The following is a 7,090-nucleotide window of genomic DNA, read 5'->3' on the forward strand; positions in this document are numbered from 1 at the left end:
TGCACCGCCTGCGCGACATGTTCAACCAGCAGGGCATGGGCCAGGTCGACGTCAATGTGGCCGACCAGAACCGTGGCTGGCAGGGTCAGCAAGGCCAGGAGCAGGCGCAGCAGGGCCACAGTGGCCGGACCAGCGCTGCGGGTGGCCGCCTGGATTCGGCGGATGAGGAATTGGCACCGGCTACTGTCGCTGAAGTGGCGGCGCAGACCACCAGCGTCATCGGCACCAGCGCGGTCGACTATTACGCCTGAGCAAATCAAGAGCCCCTCACCCTAGCCCTCTCCCAGAGGGAGAGGGGACCGATTGTGGAATCTTGAAGAACTACGCCGACCTGAACGAGCATCGCTGAATCCGTTCGACATTCGGCGACCTGTTGATTCTCGCCCTGAACTTGCAATCACCTCGGTTGTGCAGGTCGATGTCCAGCCCATTACACCTCGGTCGGCCCCCTCTCCCTCCGGGAGAGGGCTGGGGTGAGGGTGCTTTTGACTTTAGCGTCGTTCTCGACTCCGACACTTCTGGCATAACACTTGCTCTTGCCTTGCCGTGCGACTGTGAAACCCCCGATTAGTGACGGATTATTGGCATGGCGAAGAGCGAAGCTGCAGCAGTAAAAGACCCCGCAACCAAAGGCAAACTCAAGCTGATCATCGTGATCGTGCTGGCGTTGCTGGTGGCCATTGGTGCATCCGTCGGGGCGACCTGGTTCTTCATGCACGGCGCGCAGAGCAAGCCTGCCGAGGCTGCTGAAGCAGCGCCGGCCGGCAAGCAAGCGGCGATTTTCGAGCCGATGGCGCCCGCCTTCGTTGCCAACTACAACCAGAACGGCCGTCAGCGCTACATGCAGGTGAGCATCACCATGCTGGCGCGTAATCAGGCCGATCTGGACGCGCTCAAAGTGCACATGCCGGTTATCCGCAACAACCTGGTGATGCTCTTCTCCGGTCAGGATTTCGCCACACTGGCCACCCCGGTCGGCCAGGAGATGTTGCGCCAGAAGGCCACCGCCAGCGTCCAGGAAGTGGCGCAGAAAGAACTGGGCAAAGTGGTCATCGAACAGTTGCTTTTCACTAATTTCGTACTGCAGTAGGAACACGACATGGCCGTGCAGGATCTGCTGTCCCAGGATGAAATCGATGCGCTCTTGCATGGCGTCGATGATGGTCTGGTACAGACCGATAATGCTGCCGAACCCGGCAGTGTCAAAAGCTACGACCTGACCAGCCAGGATCGCATCGTTCGTGGACGCATGCCGACGCTGGAAATGATCAACGAGCGTTTCGCCCGCTACACCCGCATCAGCATGTTCAACATGCTGCGCCGCTCGGCGGACGTGGCTGTCGGTGGCGTGCAGGTGATGAAGTTCGGCGAATACGTGCACTCGCTGTACGTGCCGACCAGCCTCAACCTGGTCAAGATCAAACCGCTGCGCGGCACCGCGCTGTTCATCCTCGACGCCAAACTGGTGTTCAAACTGGTGGACAACTTCTTCGGCGGCGACGGCCGTCACGCCAAGATCGAAGGGCGTGAATTCACCCCGACCGAACTGCGCGTAGTGCGCATGGTGCTCGAGCAGGCTTTCGTCGATCTGAAAGAAGCCTGGCAGGCGATCATGGAAGTCAATTTCGAGTACATCAACTCGGAAGTGAACCCGGCCATGGCCAACATCGTCGGCCCGAGCGAAGCGATTGTGGTTTCCACTTTCCACATCGAACTCGATGGCGGTGGCGGCGATCTGCACGTGACCATGCCGTACTCGATGATCGAGCCGGTGCGCGAAATGCTCGACGCCGGTTTCCAGTCCGACCTCGACGATCAGGACGAGCGCTGGGTCAACGCCTTGCGCCAGGACGTGCTCGATGTCGACGTGCCGATCGGTGCCACCGTGGCCCGCCGCCAGTTGAAGCTGCGCGACATCCTGCACATGCAACCGGGCGATGTGATCCCGGTCGAGATGCCGGAAGACATGATCATGCGCGCCAACGGCGTGCCGGCCTTCAAGGTCAAGATGGGCTCGCACAAAGGCAACCTCGCGTTGCAGGTGATCGAGCCGATCGAGCGTCGCTGAGACGGCGCTTTTCACCCCCGTATTTAACTGAATTGTTGCCCGCCGAGGACACATGATGAACGACGATATGAACGCGCAAGACGACCAGGCACTGGCCGATGAATGGGCTGCTGCCCTGGAAGAAACCGGTGATGCCGGCCAGGCTGACATCGATGCGCTGCTGGCCGCCGACGCCGGCACTTCCAGCTCCAACCGTCTGCCGATGGAAGAGTTCGGCAGCGTGCCGAAGAACAACGATCCGGTGACCCTCGACGGTCCGAACCTGGACGTGATCCTCGATATTCCGGTGTCGATCTCGATGGAAGTCGGCAGCACCGACATCAACATCCGCAACCTGCTGCAGCTCAACCAGGGTTCGGTAATCGAGCTCGATCGTCTGGCCGGTGAGCCGCTCGACGTGCTGGTCAACGGCACCCTGATCGCCCACGGCGAAGTAGTGGTGGTCAACGAGAAGTTCGGCATCCGCCTGACCGACGTGATCAGCCCAAGCGAACGCATCAAGAAGCTGCGCTGAGTGAAAAGGTTACTCTGGACTCTGCTGGCATTGCCGTTGAGCGTACTGGCCGTCGAGCCGGGCGCAACCACTGCTGCGCCTGCCGCCACCGCGCCAATGGTCAACAGCGGCGTGGCCGGTCAGTTGACGCAACTGGTGTTCGGTTTGCTGCTGGTGCTGGGCTTGATCTTCTTCCTCGCCTGGCTGCTGCGCCGCGTGCAACAGGCGGGGCCGGCGGGCAAGGGCCAGGTGATCGAATTGATCGGCTCACGCGCGCTCGGCCCGCGTGACCGCTTGATGCTGGTGCAGGTCGGTAACGAGCAGATTCTGCTCGGCCTCAGCCCCGGCACGATCACCGCGCTGCATGTGCTCAAAGAACCGGTCGAAGTCCCCAGCGCCAGTGAAAAAGCGACGCCGGAATTTGCTCAGCATCTGCTGAAAATTCTCGGCAAGGACCAAAAGGATACGAAGTAATGGGTGCGCTCCGCATCGTCTTGACGCTGGTCCTGTTGCTGGCCGCGCCGCTGGCGTTCGCCGCCGATCCGTTGTCGATCCCGGCGATCACGCTGGGCACCAATGCCGACGGCGCGCAGGAATATTCGGTCAGTCTGCAGATCCTGCTGATCATGACCGCGCTGAGCTTTATTCCGGCGGCGGTCATTCTGATGACCAGTTTCACGCGGATCATCATTGTCTTCTCGATCCTGCGTCAGGCCCTCGGCCTGCAACAGACGCCGTCGAACCAGATCCTCACCGGCATGGCGCTGTTCCTGACGCTGTTCATCATGGCGCCGGTATTCGACCGGGTGAACAACGACGCGCTGCAACCGTATCTGGCGGAAACCCTCACCGCCCAGCAAGCGGTGGAAAAGGCTCAGGTGCCGATCAAGGACTTCATGCTCGCGCAGACCCGCACCAGCGATCTGGAGCTGTTCATGCGCCTGTCCAAGCGCACCGACATTGCCAGCCCTGATCAAGCGCCGCTGACCATTCTGGTACCGGCATTCGTCACCTCCGAGCTTAAAACCGCCTTCCAGATCGGCTTCATGATCTTCATCCCGTTCCTGATCATCGACCTCGTTGTCGCGAGCGTGCTGATGGCCATGGGTATGATGATGCTCTCGCCGCTGATCATCTCGCTGCCGTTCAAGATCATGCTGTTCGTGCTGGTCGATGGCTGGGCGCTGATCATCGGTACTCTGGCCAGTAGTTTTGGAGGTGTTTCGCCATGACGCCGGAAGTCGCGGTCGATATCTTTCGTGAAGCCCTGTGGCTGACCACCATGATGGTCGCCATCCTGGTGGTGCCGAGCCTTTTGGTCGGCCTGCTGGTGTCGATGTTCCAGGCCGCCACGCAGATCAACGAACAGACCCTGAGCTTCCTGCCGCGTCTGCTGGTGATGCTGGTGACCCTGATCATCGGCGGTCCGTGGATCGTGCAGACGTTCATGGAATACATCATCCAGCTGTACAAAAACATTCCGATGGTCATCGGCTAAGCCATGCAATCGCTGCTTCAGCTGACCGACACCCAGATCAGCACTTGGGTGGCGTCGTTCATGTTGCCGCTGTTTCGCGTGGCGTCGATGCTGATGGTCATGCCGGTGTTCGGCACCACCCTTATCCCGCGCCGCGTGCGCCTGTATTTCGCCGTGGCGATCACCGTGGTCATCACCCCGGCTCTGCCGCCGATGCCCGCCGTCAGCCCGCTGGATCTCAGCGGCCTGCTGCTGATCGGCGAGCAGATTCTGGTCGGCGCCGTACTGGGCTTTTCCCTGCAACTGTTCTTCCAGGCCTTCGCCGTCGCCGGGCAGATTGTCGCGGTGCAGATGGGCATGGGCTTCGCCTCAATGATCGACCCAACCAACGGCGTTTCGGTGGCGGTGATCGGGCAGTTCTTCACCATGCTGGTGACGCTGCTGTTCCTGTCAATGAACGGCCACCTGGTGGTGTTCGAAGTCCTCACTGAAAGTTTCACCACGCTGCCGGTTGGCGGTGGTTTGATGGTTGCGCATTACTGGGAGTTGGCCGGCAAACTCGGCTGGGTGCTCGGCGCCGCGCTGTTGCTGGTATTGCCGGCCGTCACCGCACTGCTGGTGGTCAACATCGCTTTCGGCGTGATGACCCGCGCCGCGCCGCAACTGAACATCTTCTCGATCGGTTTTCCGCTGACCCTGGTGCTCGGCCTGTTCATCGTCTGGGTGGGCCTGGCGGACATTCTCAACCAGTATCAACCGCTGGCCAGCGAGGCCCTGCAGTTGCTACGCGAACTGGCACGGGCGCGCTGAGTCATGGCAGAGAGCGAGAGCGGTCAGGACAAAACAGAAGACCCCACGGAGAAACGCAAAAAGGATTCCCGTGAAAAGGGTGAGATTGCCCGCTCCAAAGAACTCAACACCCTCGCCGTGATGATGGCCGGTGCCTCTGCGCTGCTGATTTTCGGCGGCATGCTCGCGCAAGAACTGATGGACGTGATGCGCTTGAACTTCACCCTGTCGCGCGAAGTGGTCATGGACCAGGGCGCCATGGGCCGGTTCTTGCTGGAGTCGGGCCTGATTGCCTTGCTGGCGATTCAGCCAGTGATGATCACCCTGTTGCTCGCCGCCGTGATCGGGCCGATCTCCCTCGGTGGCTGGCTGTTCGCCGCAAGCTCCCTGGCACCCAAGTTCAGCCGAATGAACCCGGCCGCCGGCCTCAAGCGCATGTTCTCGTTCAAGGCTGTGGTCGAACTGCTCAAGGCACTGGCGAAGTTTCTGATTACCCTGGGCGTGGCCCTGGTGGTGTTGTCTGCCGACGTCGATGACTTTTTGCGCATCGCCCACGAGCCGCTGGACATGGCAATCATCCACAGCGTGTTGCTGGTGGGCTGGAGCACCCTGTGGCTGGCCTGCGGCCTGATCATCATCGCCGCCGTCGACGTGCCGGTGCAGCTCTGGGAAGCGCACAAGAAACTGCTGATGACCAAGCAGGAAGTGCGCGACGAACACAAGGACCAGGAAGGCCGCCCAGAGGTCAAGCAACGCATCCGCCAGACCCAGCGCGAAATGTCCCAGCGCCGCATGATGTCGGCGATCCCCGAAGCCGACGTGGTCATCACCAACCCGACCCATTACGCCGTCGCGCTCAAGTACGACTCGGAAAAGGGCGGCGCCCCGGTGCTTCTGGCCAAGGGCAGCGACTTCATCGCCTTGAAAATCCGCGAAATCGCCGTGGCCAATAACGTCATGCTGCTCGAGTCGCCTGCGTTGGCGCGCTCGATCTATTACTCAACTGAGCTTGAGCAGGAAATTCCTGGCGGGCTGTATCTGGCAGTGGCGCAGGTGTTGGCTTACGTCTACCAGATCCGCCAACACCAGGCGGGCAAGGGCAAGCGGCCGGATCCGCTGAAGGATGATCTGCCGATTCCACCGGATTTGCGTCGGGATTCCTGATGTTTACCGCTCGTCTGGAAAGTCTCTCAACCTGTCAACTCTGACAGTAGACGCCGCTATCCAACCGCGTTGCTATGCACTTGGGAATAATCCCTGAGCGCAGAGATAGAGATCATGGCAGAGCGAATCTATAAAAAACTCGAAGGAATGACACTGGACTACGTTTCAGGACAGTTGGAGCAAAACCCCAAAGAACGATCCATACGGTACACGGTGAGCTTTGACCTCGATCTCGACTTTACTCACTTCGTGCAGATGGCCAACGTTTATATCCCCGATTATCTGAACAACCCGGTCAATGCCATCAGGCCTGAACTGGACGGATTGGCTTACCACTACTCCTACAACTATCTGTTCGATAGCGCGGGCAATGTCGGACACAAAATGGCCTTGTTCGCGCTGTTCACATCGCCACGTTATTACATGGGTCAATGGGCCTCGAATGCTGATCTGGAGGTGCGCTATAGCAAGCCTGCGTTTCAGATCGTCGGGCAAAAGTTGCGTATCACTGCAAGCCGGGACTTCCGATTACTGCACGACAGCCGCCTGATCACGATCAATGATTTACCCTTAATGCAATTTCATTGGGCGCTGAACCTGTTGCAGGCTGACTTGGCCATTCCGAAAATCACAGCGCCAACGACCAAAGTCGTGCTCATGTACATGCACGAGGATTTCGTCGAGGTTGAAGGCCAATCGGTATTTCGAGGCGTGAAGTATGTCGATCGCAATCAGCTGGCTTTCGGCGAAATCACGGCCAAGCAGATACTGACTGCTTAGTAGCTCGCCCACTGATGATCTTTCCCACGGCGCAACAAAGGAATGCAGCCCGGTAAGCTCCGCTTCGCTTCCAAAGCCGAACGCAGAGCGTCCGTTGAGGCATTCACACGCGGGAGCGTGGGAACGATCATTGCGCCGTGCTACTGCGGCAATTCCAGATTATCCAGCACCCGATTCACCGCCAATTCCCCAAGCATGATCAGCTGCGCGATGCCCATCAGCGTTCGGCGCTGGGATGGTTTGACTAGTCCGGCGAATTCCTGGGCGATGGTTTTGGCGGAGGCGAGGGTTTCGCAGGCGTTGGCCAGCAGGTCTTCGT

General features: G+C 59.7%; 9 protein-coding genes and 1 pseudogene. All 10 read left to right on the forward strand.

Translation table 11 applies throughout. From position 1 onward, the window contains the following. Window positions 1–251: pseudogene (locus tag D6877_RS28160) on the forward strand (flagellar hook-length control protein FliK); the annotation flags it as partial. Window positions 252–586: 335 nt separating this feature from the next. Next, complete coding sequence (gene fliL / locus D6877_RS28165; protein WP_039761187.1) at window positions 587–1,090, forward strand: flagellar basal body-associated protein FliL; 504 nt, start codon at window positions 587–589, stop codon at window positions 1,088–1,090. 9 nt (window positions 1,091–1,099) lie between these two features. Beyond that, window positions 1,100–2,068: a flagellar motor switch protein FliM gene (gene fliM, locus D6877_RS28170; RefSeq protein ID WP_003222890.1), complete on the forward strand. Its 969-nt coding sequence runs from the start codon at window positions 1,100–1,102 to the stop codon at window positions 2,066–2,068. A 52-nt stretch (window positions 2,069–2,120) separates the two neighbouring features. Continuing rightward, window positions 2,121–2,582 (forward strand): flagellar motor switch protein FliN, encoded by a 462-nt coding sequence (fliN, locus tag D6877_RS28175; RefSeq protein ID WP_162999812.1) that lies wholly within the window; start codon window positions 2,121–2,123, stop codon window positions 2,580–2,582. Next, window positions 2,583–3,035 carry a flagellar biosynthetic protein FliO gene (fliO, locus tag D6877_RS28180; protein WP_130912802.1) on the forward strand — a complete coding sequence of 151 codons (453 nt, stop codon included), beginning with the start codon at window positions 2,583–2,585 and terminating at the stop codon, window positions 3,033–3,035. Next, a complete protein-coding gene (gene fliP, locus D6877_RS28185; protein ID WP_016771068.1) occupies window positions 3,035–3,793 on the forward strand; it encodes a flagellar type III secretion system pore protein FliP in 759 nt (252 codons plus the stop codon). The genes fliO and fliP overlap by 1 nt, the downstream gene beginning before the upstream one ends. Then, window positions 3,790–4,059 (forward strand): flagellar biosynthesis protein FliQ, encoded by a 270-nt coding sequence (gene fliQ, locus D6877_RS28190; RefSeq protein WP_016771067.1) that lies wholly within the window; start codon window positions 3,790–3,792, stop codon window positions 4,057–4,059. Before fliP ends, fliQ begins: the two co-directional genes overlap by 4 nt. 3 nt (window positions 4,060–4,062) lie before the next feature. After that, the gene (gene fliR, locus D6877_RS28195; RefSeq protein ID WP_073472764.1) at window positions 4,063–4,848 is read left to right on the forward strand and encodes a flagellar biosynthetic protein FliR; all 786 of its coding nucleotides are present in this window, start codon (window positions 4,063–4,065) and stop codon (window positions 4,846–4,848) included. A gap of 3 nt (window positions 4,849–4,851) precedes the next feature. Continuing rightward, entirely contained in the window at window positions 4,852–5,991 is a 1,140-nt protein-coding gene (gene flhB, locus D6877_RS28200) for a flagellar biosynthesis protein FlhB (protein WP_130912803.1), read from the forward strand. Between the two features lie 114 nt (window positions 5,992–6,105). Next, window positions 6,106–6,771, forward strand: a complete 666-nt coding sequence (locus D6877_RS28205; RefSeq protein ID WP_130912804.1) for a hypothetical protein — start codon at window positions 6,106–6,108, stop codon at window positions 6,769–6,771. The last annotated feature ends 319 nt before the right edge of the window (window positions 6,772–7,090 follow it).

Origin of the sequence: Pseudomonas sp. Sample_9 (assembly GCF_004307535.1) — a bacterium.
GTDB classification, from domain to species: domain Bacteria; phylum Pseudomonadota; class Gammaproteobacteria; order Pseudomonadales; family Pseudomonadaceae; genus Aquipseudomonas; species Aquipseudomonas mercuritolerans.

Coding starts and splice junctions, on each gene's coding strand:
- D6877_RS28205 (WP_130912804.1), top strand. CDS start 6,106: ATGGCAGAGCGAATCTATAAAAAACTCGAAGGAATGACACTGGACTAC.
- fliQ (WP_016771067.1), top strand. CDS start 3,790: ATGACGCCGGAAGTCGCGGTCGATATCTTTCGTGAAGCCCTGTGGCTG.
- flhB (WP_130912803.1), top strand. CDS start 4,852: ATGGCAGAGAGCGAGAGCGGTCAGGACAAAACAGAAGACCCCACGGAG.
- fliN (WP_162999812.1), top strand. CDS start 2,121: ATGATGAACGACGATATGAACGCGCAAGACGACCAGGCACTGGCCGAT.
- fliM (WP_003222890.1), top strand. CDS start 1,100: ATGGCCGTGCAGGATCTGCTGTCCCAGGATGAAATCGATGCGCTCTTG.
- fliR (WP_073472764.1), top strand. CDS start 4,063: ATGCAATCGCTGCTTCAGCTGACCGACACCCAGATCAGCACTTGGGTG.
- fliL (WP_039761187.1), top strand. CDS start 587: ATGGCGAAGAGCGAAGCTGCAGCAGTAAAAGACCCCGCAACCAAAGGC.
- fliP (WP_016771068.1), top strand. CDS start 3,035: ATGGGTGCGCTCCGCATCGTCTTGACGCTGGTCCTGTTGCTGGCCGCG.